Here is an 18421-nt window from a genome sequence, read left to right on the forward strand (position 1 = left end):
TCCCTGACTTCGATTAGTTGTAATTTCTACTCTTTCACGAATGCCTTAAGAAGGAGTTCAATAATACCGTAAAATTCTTCCTTCGTCTCATGAGGTAGTTCATGAGCGCTTGAAACTTGATAGTCGAGTGTCAGAATCATGTCCCACATTTCGGTAAGATTATGGCGGTCGACCTCGGCCTTCAGCTTTTTGAGCCGCCTGTCGCCGGGTTGGGCATGTTCGTGATAATAGGCAGATTGCGGTATGAAGGGTGGTGTTTGCATTTTTTTCGAGCACTCTCCGAAAGGTGCGTGTCCCGGATTCTTTGGGAGCCGGTTAGAAATCCTGCCGATCTAAAGCAGTAACACTCATGACACAAATTACCCTGAGTTGTATAGAGGCGAATGAAACTGATCCCCATTTACGGTTAAACCGGAATTAAGTGAAGACTGGCATGAGGTGTTGGTTCTGTCATCTCGATCGGGTGTTGACACGGGGCCAAAAGAGAGGAAAAACCTTGGCTGTGGAAGCCGGTTCGGGGAAGTGGACAGGCTCAGTTCGGGATCGATCAAATGCTCGCACGTATCTATCGGCCGGCCAAAACCGCCATGCAGTCCGGTAAAGCCAAGACCCATCGTTGGGTTCTGGACTATGAACCGGAAACGGCTCGTTCGGTGGAGCCGCTGATGGGATACACCTCGTCTTCGGACATGCGGCAACAAATTCGCATGTATTTCGAAACACAGGAAGAGGCCGTCGCCTATGCCCGGCGCAACGGCATCGCCTATCGTGTCGAGGAGCCACACGTGCGGAAGGTCAGAGGCGCTTCCTATTCCGATAATTTCAAGTTTAACCGTATCGCGCCCTGGACCCACTAGGCTGGTACAAGGGCGCAGGTCCCTCCCGCCAGGATACATGCTAGAATCGGGCAAGGCGAAGAGTCCCATGCCACAGGTTCCAGTCAGGCCCCGTAGCTCAGCCGGATAGAGCACTCGCCTTCTAAGCGAATGGTCGCAGGTTCGAATCCTGCCGGGGTCGCCACTCTCCATGTTGTCCGAACCGGACACATAGGTAACAGTTTGTACCGGAGACATGGGTTCTACCGGCAAAAATTCCTTACAAATCGTGTCTTGGCTTATGCGCCGCTCCAGTGTGAGAACGACCGGTGCCATCCGCGATCTGTTCTGTCACTTCCCAAGTTTGGGCGAACAGCTTGGAGAGTTCTCTGACCTCATGGACGCATTGGATCTCACATACTTTCGCCGGGTGGCCAGGCGGGTGTCTGGCAGCGATGGAAAGCCGCCCAAGCAAAGGATGCCAATTGCCGGCTATCTACAACTGTTGTCGGAGTCGTTTACGGCCTCGGCTGAGCATGAGGAAATGTTGTGGTGACGCTGATTTGCAAAACGATAGCAGTGAAGCACAATGCAACGATTCACATTGGAAGAGGCGATCGTTGAACGTGCTATCCGCTATCCGTTTTGTTGTGTTGGGCGCAATTTTCGCCATGGCACAACTCATATCTGTGCCTGTATCGGCTTCCTCCTGGAATGAAACCATCCGGGAGGTGAAGAAGAAGGCCGCCGAATATGGAGATCGTGGCAGAGCGTTGGGCGGCCTGCCACTTGGAAGTGCATATGGCACATTCCGAATGGATGAACATCAATGCGTAATCTTGGGGTACATGTTGGACAAGAAGCACGTCATTACGCAATTGGATGTGCCGACAAAGCCTGAACTCGTTACTGGTGACGATTATATCCTTGAAGCCACAAGTTTACATAACTGGGCATTCAAGGCTGATTACCTCAAAGCCAAACCGACTGAATTCAAGATCAAATTATGGAACAGAGAATGCGTGGGCAGATTTGGCATCCCGGCAGACGCAAGGATCGAGGAAGCCCACAAAGATGCATTTTAGCGATGACGGACGGACACTGACAATTCTCGGCGACGTGACCCCCGGTTATGACGATCGGATGGTCGCTGCGCTAAATGCCTACCCAAGTGTTCGAGAGGTGGCCTTGGGCAGCGATGGTGGATCTGTTCAAGACGCTTTGAATGCCGGTCTGGAGATTAGGAAGCGCAAACTGGATACTGTACTCTTTGGCGATTGCTTTTCCGCTTGTCCTCTGGTGTTCCTTGGCGGAGTTAAGCGGATCGTTTGGTCGCCGTATCCAAAACTTGGGTTCCATCAGGTTTCCGAACGTTCTGGGAAAGCCATAGCGCTAGATGATCCTCTCTACGATCTAATCGCAAGCTACATTCATGCAATGGGCGCCGATCCGACCATTCTGCTTGGTTACATGTTTGCCGCTGGGCCAGAGCAGATTTTCGTACCGGAAATTTTGAACTATTGCGAAGGCGGGCTAGTTACTTGGGGGCAGCGAGTATGTGGAGGATGACAACGCATAAATAAATTATGGAATGACCTTATTGATCATTGGTCACCTAAAGCCCCTGAATGCTGATGAACGCACTGTCGTCAGAACTGCGCTGCGGGTCTTTGCCAAGTTTGATGTCCCTAGAAGGGATGCCGGTGGTCGAACTCGGTTTTTGAGATCGGAAATAGGGTGATGTTTGAAAGCTGATTGGCTCTGGAAATTCAACGCTAAGTGAAAATTAATTTCACGTAGGTGTAGTCCCAAAAACTGTTTTTCGATGCGCTTTATATTCCTGCCGGGGTGCCACTCTTTGGAAGTTTGGTTCGTTAGCGGAGCCGGAAGGCTGTGGCCTGGCGCAGGCGTGCCGGATGACATTCAGTATCCGTTCGTGCTGGGTGAATTCGAGCCAATCCATAAGTGCCTGAGAAGTTGATGCAAGTGGGTTTGCCTGCAATCACTGGGGGTCCGATAGCTTAATAGCGGACACCGGACCTCGAAACGAGGTCCGGTGTCCGCCTTTTGATGAGGCGTTCGCCTTAAATCAGGCGCTCTCCTTAGCTCCGTTGCCTTCCGAAACCGTCAAGGGCGTGATCTTCGCCTTGAGGAGCATGTTCATTTCTTCGGAATCCTCATCCAGCGCGTTCAGCGCCATGTCGAGGAAATAAGCGCAAAAGGTGCGGCCGTCTTTCTCGGCTTCACGCTTCGTGAAATAGATCATGCGCTTCAAGGTCTCCTGAGCGAGTTCGTCGCCCGGGGCCTGGGTCAGGTCGATGTCAACCGCTTTGGACATTTTGATACCCACCATAATTTGGAATCTCGTTTCGCTGCCTTATGGCACTCTCCTTAGCGGAGCAGGATCGTTTCGCCGCGTGAAATTACCGTGATAAACATATCCTACACAACTGGAAACAGTTTTGCAGCGTATTCGCAAAACTTGGTAACTGCTGCATAATCGGTTCCGGTGGTACTCTAACCGTTGATCCGTGGGTGATGGGAAGAACTTTGAAAATTCAAAGCCTTGGTGTTCCGGCACTTGCTGACGACACGCTTGCTCCGGTTGCGGTGAAGACACGCAAGGCCTTGGCTATCCTGGTTTTTTTGCTGAGAACGCCCGGCAACACAATTCCGCGCGAGGCTCTGGCCGATTTTTTCTGGAGCAACACGTCACGGGAAAAGGCGACCCAGTCTCTGCGCCAGGCCTTGCGGCAATTGCGGAGCATAGAAGAGACGGTCGGGATCGGTTTCCTGAAAACGGGGAATATGCATGTTTCGCTGGATCCTGGCGGACTTGACTGGGATCTTGTCCGCCTTGAAACATTGATCGGGCGCGGAAGAGCCGAAGATTTCAAAGAGGCTGCAACCCTGTGGAGAGGTGAATTCCTCAATGGCTACGAAGCCCTTGATCCGGAGTTCAACAGCTGGCTTCTGATTGAGAGGGAGCGAATCCGCACCGACCTTCTGGCTGACTGTTTCAAGAAGATCGACGGCATGACGACCGGCGATGACAACGACGACATCGAGGCGGCGGCGAAGTTTCTGCTCCATGTGGATGGCACACTGGAGCATGCCCATCAGACCTTGATACGGCACTATCTGACACTTGGACATACGGAACGGGCTCGTCAGCAGCTCAAGACATGTGAACGCGAACTCGCGATCGGCCTTGATGCCAAACCGGACCCGACAACCTATCGGCTTTTCGAGGAGAATGCGGATCCGGTTCAGATGGGGTCGGGGACGAAGCGGGGCGTCTTCAACCTGACTGGCATGCTCGGTCCGACGGACAACGGGGAAATCCGCCTGCCGGAAATTTCCATACTGTCTCTGTCGCTTGATAGCGGCGGGCACATGAATGCCAGGATGCTGCGGGATGAAATCGTGGCCGGGCTGTCCTCCTACCGGTCGTTCGAGCTGGTCCAGGCAGAATACAGGGAAGAGGAGGGGGGAGCCAGCGTCACACGTGTCGAGAGCGGTGAACTGGGGAGCTATCTCCTGCGTTTTCGGCACGACCCGGCAGCGAGCCGTGTCTACATCCAGTTCGAAAGCCGCGATACCGGCCGGATTCTTTTCAACGAGATCATCGATTTCGAAGTACTTGGCGACAGGAGTTCCGCCCATGTGGCCGCCTTTCACACTGTCAACCGCATTCATGCCTATGTGGTCGGACGTTTGCGCAAAGGGGGGATGTCGATGCCCTTCGCCCGCTGGTGCCAGGCTGAATCGCTGATCTGGGAGTTCACTCCGACGGCGGATGAAAAGGCACTGTTGATCCTCGATGAGCTCGAGAGGTCGCATACTACGTTTTCGATGACCTATGCGGGCAAGGCCTCGATCAATATGAAACGCCTCCTCTATTATCCGAAGGAGATGGCCGACTCCAATCAGAGGATCGAGGATATCCTTTCGGTGGCGGAGCGAGGCGTTCTGCTGGATCCCTGGCAATCGGTCAATCAGCGGGTTTATGGCTGGGCGCTCGTCCAATCGGGTCTTGCCGAAGATGCCAGGCGTGCCTTCAGACATGCCGAACAACTCAATCTCGTGGATCCGAACAACCTCATGTCGGTGGCAGAAGGCCTCGCCTTCGTTGGAGACGTCGAGAAAGCGCGCAAGATCGCGGAGCGGGCATTCGGGCTGTTTCCAGCTGTTCCTCGGATCTTTTTCGAATATCTGGCGAACATCCATTTCGCGGCAGAAGATTATTCGTCGGCTGCCGAAGCCATCGAGCGGGCTCCGACGGGCAGTATTTTCGGCTTGACGACGCGTATCGCGGCCCTGGTCTGCACGGGCAGGGAAAACGATGCGCTCAACGTGCTTGAGACCTTCAGCAGCAGGTTCGGCAACAGTATCGATCGCGATCTGCTGGGGCCGCATGACCGGTTTCCCTGGCACCAGAGGATCAATTTCTTTCAGGACCCGAGTACCCGTGCGAACTACCGTCGGGGCGCCGATCTGGTTCAGAGATTTTTCTTCGGTGGGATCTGACGGATCTGTCGAAGATCGTTCCTAGTTCAGAGTGGGTGTCAGCACTGTTTCGGCGACCCTGGCGAGATAGTCGGGGTCCTGACGATCCAGCCGCTGCTGATTGAGGCGGATCGGCAGGACCGCAACCGGCCGTCCGACCCGTTCGCTTAAGACCTTGAAGTTGAACAGCGCGATCGTTTCTTCAGGCAGTCCGATACGTTGCAATTCGGACTTGGGGTCGGATTCTAGGCGTTTGCATAGCTCCGGGTCCACCGATGCCTCCGCCAGCAGGCGGCCAAGTTCGCGAATGTTTTCTTTGTAATAGGGAAATCGGGCCATATGCCTCCCCTCCGATCCAGGCCTGCGGATGCGGGCCTGATCACCCGCATCCGTATTCGTGCAGAATTCGCGGCTTACTTCGGCAGATCGTCGTAGAAGCAGGCGCCCAATGCCTGGCGGCCGAGTTCTTCAAGGTAGGCATCGTCGCCCTTGGAGAGTCGGGTTGCGTCAATGCTTGCCGGCACCACGAGGTGGACCGTATCAGCCGTATCCGCATAGACGGTCATGTCGGAGGAAAGACCCGCTTCGGGAAGCGACGCCGCGGGATCCGTGGCGAATGCTTCGCGGGAGATGCGGTCGGAAAGAATCTGACCGAGCTTAAGGCCGGTTTCGAGAATTTCGCGGCTATAAATGTTATTTTCCATGTTCCAATAACCCTGCACTTGTAGCCAGATCTGGCTGATAAGCTTTCTGTATTCTGAGAAATCAGAGAAAACTCAGAACAATATTCCGTAATGTCGCTGTTTTGAATTGCGTATTTGCGTTCATATGGCAAAAACACTTCATTGCGACGCATTAATACTTTTTGATTTCGGTAAATTGATCAATATAAATGTTTGAATTACTATTCGTTGCAATTCTGGGTAGATTTTACATGTGGATAAGACGAGATCACCGACATGGGGCAATGGCGCAGTTGCTGGAACGGCTTCAGGAAGGGAATGTCAGTTCCGGATCGTGGAGACCGGATTCTGCCGGTGTGAGATCGGCCAGAGACCGGCTTTTGGCTTGGGGACTTGCAGAGGGGGGCGGTCCGGGCATCCGTCTGTCACCCAAGGTGAGCGCGGAAGTTGTCGCTCTGTTTGCGGGGTTGATCGACTTATATGGACCGGTCCTGAAACCGGTGGCCTTGAAGGATTGTCCGATCCATTTTTGCACTGGGCTGGTCCGCTTGCCGAATCCCTCGAACCAGGCTCCCAACGAAGCGCGGATTACCATTCCAGCGGGTGGTCAGGGCCCCGATCCGGCAACCGCCGCCATATCCTGCCTTGGGGAAATGGCTGAACGGATAAGTCTTTTTTTCGAAGGGGAGGAAGACCCGCGCAGTTGCTCCAGGAATGCTCAGATCGAGGACGTGCCTCTCGGACCTGTTCTGGGGTTCAGCGCTCGGCAGGAGCGGAGGCTGGCCGAGCGCTCACAGGCGATGCAGGAGGCTTGGCGAAACGATCGGATCGATTGGAACGCTTTGTCGGACGCGCGGGTCGAGATCACCAATTTGCGCGACGGACGCCATGCGCAAATTCCGGCTTTTGCCGCTCTGATGGGCGAGCCGGAAGGCATCGCGGGATCCGTTCACCGGGTCGCATCCAGCTCGGGCGCCGCGGTCTGGTCGGACCGGGAAGAGGCTGCGCGGCGGGCGCTTCATGAGCTTGCCGAGCGGGATGCTTTCGGACGCGCCTGGTACAACCGCTTGGGGATAACTCGGGTGTGCCCGGAGGATTGGGGCACGATTCTGCCTGAAAACTTAGCACATTATCTGATTGCGCGCTCGCGCATCGGTTGTGTTCTTCAGGTTTTCTGTGATTTTGACGTGCATGTTCTCGCGGCTGTATCCTGTCAGGAGAACGGTTTAGGGGGGTGTTTGGGAGTTGCTGCTGCGCCCTCCGCGGCGGATGCCGCGTATTCCGCCGTATCGGAAATGTTGCAGGCGGAGATTTCTCTGGAACTCTCCGCCCGCGCCTATGAAGCGGATCGCAGGCGCGGTGAGGTGCAGATGCCTCCAGGCCTTGCTTTGGCCGGAACGCTGAGATTGTCCGAAGAGCTGGGGTTGGAGGACATGCCGCGGACGGACCCGAAGGCGCTTGCATATATCTACGATGCGGATGCGTTGGAACGAAGTTGCCTGGCCCGGAACATCGACCTCTGGCGGTTTGATGCGACAAGAGGGGATCTCGGCATTCCCTGCGTGAAAATCCTGTCGCCGCAGCTGTGTTCCTGGCAACCAAGGTTCGGCAAGAAACGGATCTTCGCCCGCGGAGAAAGTCTGAGCGTCGCTGAAATGGAAAAATTGGAACTGGAATTCGAAAATCGCCCGTTTCCCTACTGAAAGAGGGATGTGGGCCGAAGAGCGTTGACAGTCGGGCGGGACAGCGATACAAAAAAACATGAGGGTAATATTCAACTTTATTGTTGAGCCCTCTCTGGCGATAGCCGGATGCCTTCTCAGGGCTCTCTGGAAACTCAAGGCGGGCAGTGGCCCGCCTTTCTTTTCTGCGCATCGAAACGGGGTCTGAAAAGCCCTACTGCAGGCTCGGTCGGCCGTCCTCCGTCGGGCGCGACAGGGTCATGACCCAGAAATGGCGCCACTTGCCGTTGGATCGGTCGACGCTGGCAATGCCGACACGCGTTACATAAGGATTGAGCAGGTTCTTGTTGTGGTCTTTGGATTCCTGCCAGCCGGCGAAGGCAGCCTGCAGCGAGGCATAGCCTGCTCCAAGGTTCTCCGCGCCGGCGTAATTCGGGTAGCGCGCCTTCTCCAGTCTCTGAGACAGTCCGAAGGCGCTGTGCGCCCAGGTGTCCATGCTGTCGCGCCCGGCAATATGGCGGGCCATGTCGGCCGAGACGGCGTCAAGCCTTGCATCGTGGCGCAGTGGCGGTTGGCCATTTTGAGCACGGTAGGCGTTGAGCATGTCCAACATTGCCCGAGTATCGACCGGAACCTGGGTGAAGACCGGCTGATCCTCAAGCTCCTTGCTGTTATGCACGGCGCCGCATCCCACAAGGGGGAGAAGCAGGGCGGCCAGAAGACCTCCGACCATCCCGGTTCTGACGATTGTCTTCACAATGGTCATTCCGGCTCATCCCCGGGCCAACTGACGCCTTCGTCAGACCAGAAGGGGAAGGGCCCCGGATGGCTTTCGACATAGGCCATATGTGTGACGAGGCCCGCGGTTGGCGTGTAGCGGTGCAGGAAATAGGCAGGCGGTTCGAAATTGAACATAGACGGTGCCTCGTCCGCGAAGTCGAGGACCACCTGATGGGCGACACTCGGGGCCAGGGTCATGACCGTTCCGGCGAACCCTGCGATGATCGGCCGGTGCACATGGCCACACAGAAGCCGTTCAACATGGCTGTGACCGCTGAGGACTTCAGCCAGCGCATCCGTATCGGCGAGGCCGATCCGGTCCATGTGGGCGATGCCGGTCTGGGCGGGGGGATGATGCACCGCCACGAGCGACGGCCGGTCGTTTTCCGACAGGGTCTTGTCCAGCCAGGCGAGTTGCGCGTCACCCAGGTGTCCATGCGGTTTTCCCGGGACGCTGGAATCGAGCGCCACCAGACGGATGCTGCCGACTTCCGCTGCGTAGCACAGGTCCGGGCCTTCCGTTTCATTGATGCCGGGATAATCGGACATGGCGGCGCGCATGCCGGCTGCGGTGTCGTGGTTGCCGGGGATCAGGTAGACGGGCATCGGCAGCTTGCCGAGCAAATGCCGGGCCAGCGCGTATTCGCGCGGATCGTCCTTGTCGGTGAGATCGCCGGTCAGGACGACGGCGTCCGGGCGCGTTTCAAGGGACAGCAGGGCCTTGATCGCTCGTTCCGCCAGCATATTGGTGTCGCTGACCCGGTAGCAGGTCAGGCCGCGCGGACGCAGGTGCAAGTCGGTGATATGGGCAATCAGGGTCATGGGTGATTCCGGAATCGGTAGAGCTTCAAATCGAGGTCGACGATAGTCAAACCTGTGGGGCAAGCAAGGACCTGTTTACGCATTTGGATGGTATCCGTAACTGATGACAGGCCTTGAAACCTCATGTAGGAGGAGGCAGCTAAAATTGACCCGTCGGTGCTCGCCTGACCTGACCGGAGCGATCGGATCTGAGAAATGACGACTGAGACATCAGACACTTCGGGGGACAATTCCGCAGAACAATCAGGACCTGTGGCCCCGGCCCCGATGCGCCCGCTCTGGCTCCGGCTGTTCGGACACGATCTGTCTGCTCCTTTGTTCCTGCTTCTGGTATCGCTTTTCCTGTTCGTTCCCGGCCAATGGACGGTTCCGCCGCTCGACCGGGACGAACCGCGTTTCACCCAGGCAACCAAGCAAATGCTGGAGACCGGGAACTATATCGATATCCGCTTTCAGGACCAGGCGAGGTACAAGAAGCCGGTCGGGATCTACTGGCTGCAGGCAGCTGCGGCAAATGCCTCCGGACTCGGGGCTGAGGCGCCGCTTTGGGTCTACAGATTGCCGTCGGCCATCGGCGCGACATTATGTGTCCTCTTAACCTTCTGGGTTGCCCGGGCCTTCATGGGCCCCGCCGGAGCGCTTGTCGCAGCCCTGTTCGTGGCCATGGCGATCATCCTCGGTGTCGAGGCGCGGCTTGCCAAGACGGACGCGGTCCTGTTCGCCACGATCCTCCTGGCGCAAGGGGCTCTCGCGCGGATATGGCTGAAGGAGACGGTCAGGCGCCGTTGGGGTCTGGGGTTCCTCTTCTGGACCGCGCTGGCGGCCGGCGTACTGATCAAGGGACCGGTGGCACCAATGGTGGTCGGTTTCACCGTGATCGGCTTGATGGCGCTGAAGCGGCAGGTCGCCTGGTTCAAGGGCGCGGTTCCCCTGTTCGGTGTCCTTTGGTTCATCCTGCTCGTCTCGCCCTGGTTCATCACCATCTGGCTGGCGACGGACGGGGCCTTTTTCCAGGAGGCCATCGGCAAGGATCTTCTCGGCAAGGTGGGGCAGGGCCAGGAAGGCCATGGAGCACCGCCCCTGACGCATCTGGCCACCATGCTCGGGGTTTTCTGGCCGTTGCCGGGCTTCATCTTTCTGACGCTGGCGACGATCTGGCGGGAGCGGGCGAGCCGTCTGGTCATATTCTGTGTGTCCTGGTTCGTGCCGTCCTGGATCGTTTTTGAGCTTGTGGCCACCAAGCTGCCGCACTACACGATGCCGCTGCTGCCCGCTCTCGCGTTGCCCGTTGCGGCTGCGCTGGCGGATCCGGAGCGCGTCCGGACCGGTGGGGTGCTGAGATGGATCGGCGCGTTCCTTCTGGCGTTTCCGGCGCTCGGAATCGCAATCGGTGCGTTTGCCGGCCCTGCAGTCCTTGGCGACTGGCCGTCGCCGCCGGGAGCGGTCATCTGCGTGTTCGGGGCGATCCTGGCGATCATGGCGGCGCGCTGGCTGATCATGGATGTTCCGATGAAAGCCATTCTTCCGGCGTTAGGAGCAGCCTTTTGCGTTGCGATCGGGGTCTGGGGATTTGTCGGGCCCGCCCTGACGGCGATCTGGGTCAGCCCGCGCCTCGTACAGGCCATTTCCGACGTTCCGGGGTGCAAACCGGCCCATGTCGTTACCAGCGGCTTCAATGAACCGAGCTTCATTTTCCTGGAAGGAACCGCTACACGGATCGTCTCGGCCGGGCAGGCGGCGGATTTCCTCGCCGGCTCGGACGAAGGCACGGATACCGGCTGCCGGATCGCGGTTGTCGAAAGCCGTCAGAAAGAGGCATTTTTGAAAGCATCGGCGGCAAACGGGCTTGTGCCGCAATTGGTAAGCAGGGTAGACGGCCTGAACATCAATGGCGGCAAGAGGCTTGATATCGGCCTCTACCTGCCGGCCCATGACGACAATGAGCGCAAGTAACGAATGACGCGGACAGGATCGATTGAGGGCTTGAGACAGATTGCATCGCGCGTGCGGCGCAATTACCGGGCCATGCGCCAGATTCTGGCCCGGCGGAAGGTGCGCGCCGCTCGCTTTCATGATCCGCTGCGTCCCGGTCAAAGGCCGCAGGACATCCTGGCGGTATTGATGCTGACCGTCGGCATTGCGGTGGTGGCCTTCGACGTGCCAACCTATCCTTGGATCAGGTCCCTGCCGGACGAGTACCGGCGTGCTTTCTCCGCCTTCACCGATTTCGGCAAGGCGCACTGGATCCTGTGGTCGACCGGGCTTGTCTGTCTCGCCTTGCTGGGACTGGACGCTTCGAAGCTGACGTTCCGGCTTCGCATGGGGGTAGGGGCGGTTTTCACCTATGCGGCCTTCACGTTTTATACGGTCGCGGTCACCGGGGTCCTTGCCCTTTTCCTGAAATGGGCTCTGGGCCGTGCGCGTCCGAAACTCTATGAAGAAGTCGGTCCCGTTGCCTTCGACTTCCTGTCGTTCCAGGGACACGGCTATACGAGCTTTCCCTCCGGCCATTCCACGACGGTTGCCGCGCTCGCCACGGCATTGGCGCTCATCTTTCCGACCTGGCGCTGGCTGATCGTGGTTGTCGGGTTCTGGGTCGCCTTCAGCCGGATCATGGTCGGCGCCCATTATCCCAGCGATGTCATTGCGGGGACCCTTCTCGGCATGACATTTACATTCTTTACCGCCCGCGCCCTCGCGCGCCGCCGCATCGGCTTTCATCTTTCGAAGGCGGGGCGGATCGAACCCATCATGAGCCGGAGATCGGCGGCCAGTTGCCTGCGCGCCTTCCGACAGGTCCTGCGCGGACGTCGCAGTCCGTGGCGGGCCGAGGAGCGCATGGCCGTGGCGGCAGGCGAAGCGCACGGAACAATGAAATGACCCTGAGTTTTCGGGAAACCGTGACCGGAAGCACCGGCGACCTTGAGGTGACCGTGGTCGTCCCGGCCAAGGATGAGGCGGAGAACTTGCCCATTCTCCTTGACGAGATCGGGACGGCGCTGACCGGGCGCAGGTTCGAGGTCATCGTCGTGGACGATGGCTCCTCCGATGGCACTGACAAGGCCCTACGGGATTATGCCAAGGAAAACCCCTGGCTGCGGCCTTTCCGGCATGAGACCTCCTGTGGTCAGAGCTGTGCGGTACGGACCGGTGTGCTCAATGCCCGAGGTGATGTGGTTGCCACGATCGACGGCGACGGGGAAAACAATCCCGACTACATTCCGGCGCTTCTGGATGCGCTGAATGCGGGAGGTCCGGCCGTGGCCCTTGCCGCCGGTCAAAGGCTTGGCCGGAAGGCGAGCCTCGCAAAGCGTCTGGCATCGAAATTCGCCAACCGGCTCCGGGGCGCGATCCTGAAGGACAACACCCGCGACAGCGGTTGTGGCCTGAAGGCGCTCAGGCGCGAGGTGTTTCTGCAGTTGCCGTATTTCGACAGCTGGCACCGATTCCTGCCGGCGCTTGTCATTCGTGAGGGGTATGGGGTCGTGCATATCGACGTGCAGGACCGGCAGCGCCGGCACGGCACATCGAAATACGGAATTTTCGACCGGGCCCTGATCGGGATCCTCGACCTTTTCGGCGTCTGGTGGCTGCGCCGCCGGCGCAAAACCATACCAAGCGCACGTGCCTTGACTGGCGCGCCCGACGCCTGATCTGAAACGGATGTTCCCATGACCGCGCTATTCGACTGGCTCAACACCGTCTTTATCGAGCAGTTCAATTTCTGGATCGTGCTTGGCTTTATCGCCCAGGCCCTGTTCATGATGCGTTTCGTGATCCAGTGGATCGCATCCGAACGGGTCGGGCGCTCGATCGTTCCGGTCGCCTTCTGGTTCTTCTCGATCGGGGGCGGTTCCCTGTTGCTGGTCTATGCGATCCAACGCCAGGATCCGGTGTTCATCGCCGGCCAGGGCCTGGGCCTGATCATCTACTTCCGGAACCTCTGGCTGATCTTCAAGGAAAAGCGGCGCGATCCCACGATCTGACCGCGCCGTTTTTTATCCTGTCATCCGAACGCCTTGTCGAAGGCCTGAGCAAGATCCGTGATCAGATCGGCCGGGTCTTCGAGGCCGATGTGCAGGCGGATGGAAAGCGTATCCGGTTTGGGTTCGGTGGCCGTGCGGATTCCTTTCAGCTTGACCGGGATCGCCAGGCTCTCGAAACCTCCCCAGGAATAGCCAAGGCCGAACAGGGTCAGGGCATCGAGGAAAGCGGAGCGTTGGGCGTCCGTGGTGTCGGGCCTGAAATCGAAGGCAAACAGGCCGCTGGCACCGGAAAAGTCCCGTTTCCAGATGGCGTGGCCCGGATCGGTCTCCAGTGCGGGATAGTGGATTGCGCCGACCTCGGGCCGGGTTTGCAGCCAGGAAATGACCTTCAGCGTGTTTTTCATATGGCGTTCGAGGCGGACGGAGAGCGTCCGCAGTCCCCGAAGACCAAGATAGACATCATCGGGGGCGACATGAACGCCCATGAAGCCGTGAAAGTCGTTCAGGGCCGGCCAGGCCTTTTCGCTGGCGGCGATCGTGCCCAGCATCGCGTCCGAATGGCCGACGATATATTTCGTGCCGGCCTGGATCGACAGATCGACACCAAGGGAGATCGGCTGGCAGTAGAGCGGGCTGGCCCAGGTATTGTCCATGAGGACGGTCGCGCCGATCTCATGGGCGGCTTTTGCAATGGCCGGAACATCCTGCATTTCGAAGGTCAGCGATCCGGGCGTCTCGGTAAAGACGGCCTTGGTGTTGTCCTTGAACAGGCTGCGAATCCCGTCTCCCAGACCCGGGTCATAGTAGCTGACTTCAATATTGAATTTCGGCAAGACCGTATCCGCTAGCATGCGGGTGGGAGCATATGCCGTATCGGGGATCAGCAGATGGTCGCCGGCATTGAGGCAGGAGAGGCAGGCAAGAGAAATCGCGTTCAGCCCGGAATTGGCGAGCTTTGTCCCGGCGGCGCCCTCCATCTGAGTGATGGCGTCTTCGAGGGCTTCTGTCGTGGGGTTACCCCGGCGTCCGTAGGTATATTTCTGTCCGCCCGAAGCCATCGTCTCCACATCGGGAAACAAAACGGTGGATGCGTGAACTACAGGGGGATTCACAAAGCCATGGAATTCCGCAGGGGAACGTCCAGCGTGCGCCACAACGGTGTCGATGTTGTGGGCAGCAGTCGACGTCTTTTTAGTCATGTTCACCTTCTGTGCATTGTACGGCTAATCATTTCTGCAGTGCGAAACCGGAAATGTCGGATTCGGCGGACCTTAACCCCTTGACCGGTCCCGTCAAATGCCATCGAATGGGCCTGTCGGAGCCACGGTGGTCCGCCTGGAGGAATGAACCGGGAAATCCGGTTTGACGCAATACCGCTTTGCGGGCGTCGAGGGCAACTGCCGTAGGGACCGATGACTTAAAGTATGGGTAAAAAACAAAGGCTGCATTTCCATGTCTAAAAAAATCCTTCCGCTGATGTTGGGCGCTGCTATGGGCGTTGCTGCGTCGGCTGCGCACGCTGGTACGCTCGAAGATGTCAAGGCCAAGGGCTTTGTTCAGTGCGGCGTGAGCCAGGGCCTGCCCGGTTTCTCCAACCCGGACGCTCAGGGTAACTGGACCGGTCTGGACGTCGATCTCTGCCGAGCCGTTGCGGCTGCCGTCTTCGGCGATGCTTCCGCCGTCAAGTTCACCCCGCTGTCCGCCAAGGAACGTTTCACGGCCCTTCAGTCCGGTGAAGTCGACATCCTGTCGCGCAACACCACCTGGACCATGTCCCGCGACACGGCTCTGGGCCTGAACTTCGCCGGTGTGAACTACTATGACGGTCAGGGCTTCATGGTCCGCAGGGATCTGGGCGTGACTTCTGCTCTGGAACTGTCCGGCGCCTCTGTCTGCACCAACACCGGTACCACGACCGAACTGAACGTTGCCGACTACTTCCGTGCCAACAACATGCCGTATGAAATCGTCGCTTTTGAAAAGGCTGACGAAGTTGTTGCCGCTTACGATGCCGGCCGTTGTGACGTCTACACCACGGATGCTTCCGGTCTCTATGCCCAGCGTCTGAAGCTTGCCAACCCGGGTGACCACATGGTTCTGCCGGAAATCATTTCCAAGGAGCCGCTCGGCCCGGTGGTTCGTCAGGGCGACGACCAGTGGTTCAACATCGCAAAGTGGACCCTGAATGCCATGATCAATGCCGAAGAACTCGGCGTGACCTCTGAAAACGTTGATGAAATGAAGGGTTCCGACAATCCGTCCGTCAAGCGCCTTCTGGGTGCTGAAGGCGCCTTCGGCGAAGCCATCGGTCTGTCCAACGACTGGGCCTACAACATCATCAAGAGCGTCGGCAACTACGGCGAGTCCTTTGATGCCAACGTCGGTCCGGACACGCCGCTCGGTATTGCCCGCGGCGTCAATGCCCTGTGGTCGAAGGGCGGCGTTCTCTACGCTCCGCCGGTCCGCTAAGGCACGGTAGCGTTCTTAAGCCTCAGAGGTCCGGCCGCCATAGCTGCCGGACCTCCCATAACCAGCCATAACAATGCGCAATCAATGCGTTTGGCTTTTTCAGAGGGTGTGCCCGTTCCGGTCGACGGGGATCCGATGCAACGACATCGGGATTGGATTACGGAACAGGCAAATGCGAACGGCGACCTTGAATGGGGACCGTAGCAGCTGACTCGGTGAGGTTTTATGTCAGTTCAGGAGCAGCACACGGCGGGGCCGCCGGCGCGTGCTTCGTTGATAAATGATCCAAAGGCACGCGGCCTGTTTTACCAGATCCTACTGGTTTCGGCGCTTGTCGCCTTGGGTTATTTCATTGTCACGAACACGCTTGACAACCTGGAACGCCAGAATATTGCGTCCGGTTGGGATTTTCTGAGTACCACGGCAGGCTTTAGCATTATTCAGGCTCTCGCTCCCTATTCGGAGACGTCGAGCTACGGCCAGGCGCTTTTTATCGGATTTCTCAACACACTGCTGGTCGCCGTAATCGGCATTTTTTTCGCGACCATAATCGGCTTTATTGTCGGCGTGGCGCGGCTATCAAACAACTGGGTGATCTCGCGGCTCGCGTATTGCTACATTGAGCTCCTGCGCAACATTCCGCTGCTTCTGCAGATCTTCTTCTGGTATTTCGCCGTTTTGAGAGCCGTCCCGGGCAAGCAGGAAAAGTGGTCGATTCTCTTCGGTTTGTTCAACTTGAACATTACCGGCCTGCGTGGACCGAAGCCGGTTTTCGCGCCGGGAGCGGAGTTCATCGGCTATGCGCTTATCATTGGGATCATTACGACGATCATCGTGGCGCGTTGGGCGCGCAAGCGTCAGGATGCAACGGGACAGCAGTTTCCGACATTCTGGACAGGTTTTGGTCTCATCATCGGTTTGCCGATGCTGGCCTATTTCTTCTCCGGAATGCCGGTTTCGCTTGATTACCCGGTGTTCGTCGAGACCGGTCCGAAACTGCAGCGTGGTTTCCAGCTCGGAACCGGCTTCAATGTGATCCCGGAGTTCCTGGCGCTTACGGCGGCATTGGCGCTTTACACGGCGTCCTTCATCGCTGAAATCGTCCGGGCAGGGATCCAGGCGGTCAGCCATGGCCAGACGGAGGCAGCGCACGCGCTTGGCCTTCGTTCCGGGCTGACCTTGCGGCTCGTGGTTATTCCGCAGGCCATGCGGGTGATCATTCCGCCGCTCACCAGTCAGTATCTGAACCTGACGAAAAACTCGTCCCTGGCTGTGGCGATCGCCTTTCCGGACCTGGTGTCCGTCGGCGGCACGGTGCTCAACCAGACGGGGCAGGCGATCGAGATCATCGCGATCTGGATGGCCGTGTATCTGTCACTCAGCCTGATCACCTCTGCCTTCATGAACTGGTACAACCAGCGCATGGCGCTCGTGGAACGATAGGAGCGCACCATGTCAAATGCTGATTTGTTTCACATTCGCAAGGAGGAGGCGCCGGTCCTGCCGGCGCCGATTTCGACCACCGGTGTCATCGGCTGGATGCGGCAGAACCTGTTCTCGTCCATCCCCAACACCATCCTGACCGTCATCGGTATTCTGATCGCCTATTGGATTATCGAGCCGTTCGTCATGTTCGCATTTGTCGATGCGGTTTGGACGGGTACGGACCGGGCCGCCTGCCTTTCCGCCGAAGCGGGCGGGCATGCGGGCGCCTGCTGGGCTTACGTGAAGGCCTATTTCCCGCAGTTCATCTACGGTCGGTATCCGGTGGAGGAAGTCTACCGGGTCAACATCGTCTATGCCCTGTTCGTGGTTCTGCTTGTTCCGCTGGCCATGCCGAGTGCGCCGTTCAAGACAGTCAACGCTCTGCTGTTCCTCGTCGTGTTTCCGATCGTGGCCTATTTCCTGCTGACGGGGCTGGTCATCGGGGACATGGTGATCCTGCCGATCGTGGAAACCCCGGTGTGGGGCGGTTTGCTGGTCACGCTGGTCATCGCGGTGACAGGGATCGTGGCCTCGCTACCGCTCGGCGTTCTGCTTGCCCTTGGGCGGCGCTCCAAGATGCCGATCGTAAGGCTGGTTTCGGTGATCTTCATCGAGTTCTGGCGGGGCGTGCCGCTGATTACGGTGCTGTTCATGTCCTCGGTCATGCTGCCGCTGTTCCTTCCCGAAGGCGTGGTCTTCGACAAGCTGCTGCGCGTCCTGATCGGGGTGACACTGTTCTCTGCCGCCTATATGGCGGAAGTCGTGCGCGGCGGCCTGCAGGCAATCCCGAAGGGACAATACGAGGGAGCGATGGCTCTGGGCCTCAGGTTCTGGCAGATGATGGGCCTCATCATTCTGCCCCAGGCGCTGAAGCTCGTCATTCCGGGCATCGTCAACACCTTCATCGGCCTGTTCAAGGACACCACACTGGTTCTGATCATCGGCATGTTTGACCTGCTCGGCCAGATCCAGTCATCCTTCTCGGACCCGACCTGGTCGTCACCGACACAGAGCCATTCCGGTTATCTGTTCGCGGCCATGGTGTTTTGGTGCTTCTGTTTCGGCATGTCGCGCTATTCCATCTTCATGGAGAAGAAGCTGCACACCGGACACAAACGCTAGCTGCGCACGGCAGCTCACGGAACGCGGGGACCGCGTTCCGTCGAAAACGAATTTCATGGAGTTGGAAC

The 18421-nt window shown here is 58.1% G+C and carries 20 protein-coding genes and 1 tRNA gene; 14 read left to right on the forward strand and 7 right to left on the reverse strand.

Annotation, left to right across the window (positions count from 1 at the left end; translation table 11 throughout):
• Window positions 1–26 precede the first annotated feature (26 nt).
• Window positions 27–263, reverse strand: a complete 237-nt coding sequence (locus tag ACN0SO_RS17085) for a hypothetical protein (RefSeq protein WP_417679903.1) — start codon at window positions 261–263, stop codon at window positions 27–29.
• Between the two features lie 288 nt (window positions 264–551).
• Here ACN0SO_RS17085 and ACN0SO_RS17090 point away from each other — a divergent pair, with 288 nt between their 5' ends.
• The 5 genes from ACN0SO_RS17090 (at window position 552) to ACN0SO_RS17110 (ending at window position 2384) form a co-directional block, all read left to right on the forward strand.
• A complete protein-coding gene (locus tag ACN0SO_RS17090) occupies window positions 552–857 on the forward strand; it encodes an ETC complex I subunit (protein WP_417679905.1) in 306 nt (101 codons plus the stop codon).
• Between the two features lie 86 nt (window positions 858–943).
• Window positions 944–1020: transfer RNA gene (locus tag ACN0SO_RS17095), tRNA-Arg, on the forward strand.
• A 51-nt stretch (window positions 1021–1071) separates the two neighbouring features.
• The gene (locus ACN0SO_RS17100; RefSeq protein WP_417679907.1) at window positions 1072–1371 is read left to right on the forward strand and encodes a hypothetical protein; all 300 of its coding nucleotides are present in this window, start codon (window positions 1072–1074) and stop codon (window positions 1369–1371) included.
• A gap of 64 nt (window positions 1372–1435) precedes the next feature.
• Window positions 1436–1900, forward strand: coding sequence for a hypothetical protein (locus ACN0SO_RS17105; protein ID WP_417679909.1), 465 nt, complete (start codon window positions 1436–1438; stop codon window positions 1898–1900).
• Window positions 1890–2384: a hypothetical protein gene (locus ACN0SO_RS17110; RefSeq protein WP_417679911.1), complete on the forward strand. Its 495-nt coding sequence runs from the start codon at window positions 1890–1892 to the stop codon at window positions 2382–2384. The genes ACN0SO_RS17105 and ACN0SO_RS17110 overlap by 11 nt, the downstream gene beginning before the upstream one ends.
• Before the next feature lie 520 nt (window positions 2385–2904).
• On the opposite strand, the gene ACN0SO_RS17115 is transcribed toward ACN0SO_RS17110, so the two are convergent.
• Window positions 2905–3153: a hypothetical protein gene (locus ACN0SO_RS17115; protein ID WP_417679913.1), complete on the reverse strand. Its 249-nt coding sequence runs from the start codon at window positions 3151–3153 to the stop codon at window positions 2905–2907.
• 212 nt (window positions 3154–3365) lie between these two features.
• On the opposite strand from ACN0SO_RS17115, the gene ACN0SO_RS17120 reads away from it, so the two are divergent.
• The gene (locus tag ACN0SO_RS17120) at window positions 3366–5345 is read left to right on the forward strand and encodes a BTAD domain-containing putative transcriptional regulator (protein WP_417679915.1); all 1980 of its coding nucleotides are present in this window, start codon (window positions 3366–3368) and stop codon (window positions 5343–5345) included.
• Window positions 5346–5366: 21 nt separating this feature from the next.
• On the opposite strand, the gene ACN0SO_RS17125 is transcribed toward ACN0SO_RS17120, so the two are convergent.
• On the reverse strand, window positions 5367–5663 hold the full coding sequence (locus ACN0SO_RS17125) for a hypothetical protein (protein ID WP_417679917.1): 297 nt from the start codon (window positions 5661–5663) through the stop codon (window positions 5367–5369).
• Window positions 5664–5737: 74 nt separating this feature from the next.
• Window positions 5738–6028: a hypothetical protein gene (locus ACN0SO_RS17130; RefSeq protein WP_417679919.1), complete on the reverse strand. Its 291-nt coding sequence runs from the start codon at window positions 6026–6028 to the stop codon at window positions 5738–5740.
• A gap of 263 nt (window positions 6029–6291) precedes the next feature.
• On the opposite strand from ACN0SO_RS17130, the gene ACN0SO_RS17135 reads away from it, so the two are divergent.
• Window positions 6292–7710, forward strand: coding sequence for a YcaO-like family protein (locus ACN0SO_RS17135; protein ID WP_417679921.1), 1419 nt, complete (start codon window positions 6292–6294; stop codon window positions 7708–7710).
• A 193-nt stretch (window positions 7711–7903) separates the two neighbouring features.
• Here ACN0SO_RS17135 and ACN0SO_RS17140 read toward each other — a convergent pair whose 3' ends face one another.
• Window positions 7904–8455 (reverse strand): CAP domain-containing protein, encoded by a 552-nt coding sequence (locus tag ACN0SO_RS17140; protein WP_417679923.1) that lies wholly within the window; start codon window positions 8453–8455, stop codon window positions 7904–7906.
• Window positions 8452–9291: a phosphodiesterase gene (locus tag ACN0SO_RS17145; RefSeq protein ID WP_417679925.1), complete on the reverse strand. Its 840-nt coding sequence runs from the start codon at window positions 9289–9291 to the stop codon at window positions 8452–8454. Before ACN0SO_RS17145 ends, ACN0SO_RS17140 begins: the two co-directional genes overlap by 4 nt.
• 195 nt (window positions 9292–9486) lie before the next feature.
• On the opposite strand from ACN0SO_RS17145, the gene ACN0SO_RS17150 reads away from it, so the two are divergent.
• The 4 genes from ACN0SO_RS17150 to ACN0SO_RS17165 are packed head-to-tail and all read left to right on the forward strand — an operon-like array spanning window position 9487 to window position 13277.
• A complete protein-coding gene (locus ACN0SO_RS17150) occupies window positions 9487–11244 on the forward strand; it encodes an ArnT family glycosyltransferase (protein ID WP_417679927.1) in 1758 nt (585 codons plus the stop codon).
• Window positions 11245–11274: 30 nt separating this feature from the next.
• On the forward strand, window positions 11275–12171 hold the full coding sequence (locus ACN0SO_RS17155) for a phosphatase PAP2 family protein (protein WP_417679929.1): 897 nt from the start codon (window positions 11275–11277) through the stop codon (window positions 12169–12171).
• Entirely contained in the window at window positions 12168–12944 is a 777-nt protein-coding gene (locus ACN0SO_RS17160; RefSeq protein WP_417679931.1) for a glycosyltransferase family 2 protein, read from the forward strand. Before ACN0SO_RS17155 ends, ACN0SO_RS17160 begins: the two co-directional genes overlap by 4 nt.
• 18 nt (window positions 12945–12962) lie before the next feature.
• Complete coding sequence (locus ACN0SO_RS17165) at window positions 12963–13277, forward strand: lipid-A-disaccharide synthase N-terminal domain-containing protein (RefSeq protein ID WP_417679933.1); 315 nt, start codon at window positions 12963–12965, stop codon at window positions 13275–13277.
• Window positions 13278–13297: 20 nt separating this feature from the next.
• On the opposite strand, the gene metC is transcribed toward ACN0SO_RS17165, so the two are convergent.
• Window positions 13298–14476 carry a cystathionine beta-lyase gene (gene metC / locus ACN0SO_RS17170; RefSeq protein ID WP_417679935.1) on the reverse strand — a complete coding sequence of 393 codons (1179 nt, stop codon included), beginning with the start codon at window positions 14474–14476 and terminating at the stop codon, window positions 13298–13300.
• A 253-nt stretch (window positions 14477–14729) separates the two neighbouring features.
• Between metC and ACN0SO_RS17175 the strand changes: the two genes are divergently transcribed.
• The 3 genes from ACN0SO_RS17175 (at window position 14730) to ACN0SO_RS17185 (ending at window position 18353) form a co-directional block, all read left to right on the forward strand.
• Entirely contained in the window at window positions 14730–15746 is a 1017-nt protein-coding gene (locus ACN0SO_RS17175; protein ID WP_417679937.1) for an amino acid ABC transporter substrate-binding protein, read from the forward strand.
• A gap of 225 nt (window positions 15747–15971) precedes the next feature.
• Complete coding sequence (locus ACN0SO_RS17180) at window positions 15972–17189, forward strand: amino acid ABC transporter permease (protein ID WP_417679939.1); 1218 nt, start codon at window positions 15972–15974, stop codon at window positions 17187–17189.
• 9 nt (window positions 17190–17198) lie between these two features.
• Entirely contained in the window at window positions 17199–18353 is a 1155-nt protein-coding gene (locus ACN0SO_RS17185) for an amino acid ABC transporter permease (protein WP_417679941.1), read from the forward strand.
• The last annotated feature ends 68 nt before the right edge of the window (window positions 18354–18421 follow it).

It is taken from the genome of Roseibium sp., from assembly GCF_048260565.1.
GTDB lineage: Bacteria > Pseudomonadota > Alphaproteobacteria > Rhizobiales > Stappiaceae > Roseibium.

What these genes read in the sequence shown, in the direction of transcription:
- ACN0SO_RS17085 (WP_417679903.1), bottom strand. Translation starts at nt 263, where the DNA reads ATGCAAACACCACCCTTCATACCGCAATCTGCCTATTATCACGAACAT.
- ACN0SO_RS17090 (WP_417679905.1), top strand. Translation starts at nt 552, where the DNA reads ATGCTCGCACGTATCTATCGGCCGGCCAAAACCGCCATGCAGTCCGGT.
- ACN0SO_RS17100 (WP_417679907.1), top strand. Translation starts at nt 1,072, where the DNA reads ATGGGTTCTACCGGCAAAAATTCCTTACAAATCGTGTCTTGGCTTATG.
- ACN0SO_RS17110 (WP_417679911.1), top strand. Translation starts at nt 1,890, where the DNA reads ATGCATTTTAGCGATGACGGACGGACACTGACAATTCTCGGCGACGTG.
- ACN0SO_RS17115 (WP_417679913.1), bottom strand. Translation starts at nt 3,153, where the DNA reads ATGTCCAAAGCGGTTGACATCGACCTGACCCAGGCCCCGGGCGACGAA.
- ACN0SO_RS17125 (WP_417679917.1), bottom strand. Translation starts at nt 5,663, where the DNA reads ATGGCCCGATTTCCCTATTACAAAGAAAACATTCGCGAACTTGGCCGC.
- ACN0SO_RS17130 (WP_417679919.1), bottom strand. Translation starts at nt 6,028, where the DNA reads ATGGAAAATAACATTTATAGCCGCGAAATTCTCGAAACCGGCCTTAAG.
- ACN0SO_RS17135 (WP_417679921.1), top strand. Translation starts at nt 6,292, where the DNA reads ATGGCGCAGTTGCTGGAACGGCTTCAGGAAGGGAATGTCAGTTCCGGA.
- ACN0SO_RS17140 (WP_417679923.1), bottom strand. Translation starts at nt 8,455, where the DNA reads ATGACCATTGTGAAGACAATCGTCAGAACCGGGATGGTCGGAGGTCTT.
- ACN0SO_RS17145 (WP_417679925.1), bottom strand. Translation starts at nt 9,291, where the DNA reads ATGACCCTGATTGCCCATATCACCGACTTGCACCTGCGTCCGCGCGGC.
- ACN0SO_RS17150 (WP_417679927.1), top strand. Translation starts at nt 9,487, where the DNA reads ATGACGACTGAGACATCAGACACTTCGGGGGACAATTCCGCAGAACAA.
- ACN0SO_RS17160 (WP_417679931.1), top strand. Translation starts at nt 12,168, where the DNA reads ATGACCCTGAGTTTTCGGGAAACCGTGACCGGAAGCACCGGCGACCTT.
- ACN0SO_RS17165 (WP_417679933.1), top strand. Translation starts at nt 12,963, where the DNA reads ATGACCGCGCTATTCGACTGGCTCAACACCGTCTTTATCGAGCAGTTC.
- metC (WP_417679935.1), bottom strand. Translation starts at nt 14,476, where the DNA reads ATGACTAAAAAGACGTCGACTGCTGCCCACAACATCGACACCGTTGTG.
- ACN0SO_RS17175 (WP_417679937.1), top strand. Translation starts at nt 14,730, where the DNA reads ATGTCTAAAAAAATCCTTCCGCTGATGTTGGGCGCTGCTATGGGCGTT.
- ACN0SO_RS17180 (WP_417679939.1), top strand. Translation starts at nt 15,972, where the DNA reads ATGTCAGTTCAGGAGCAGCACACGGCGGGGCCGCCGGCGCGTGCTTCG.
- ACN0SO_RS17185 (WP_417679941.1), top strand. Translation starts at nt 17,199, where the DNA reads ATGTCAAATGCTGATTTGTTTCACATTCGCAAGGAGGAGGCGCCGGTC.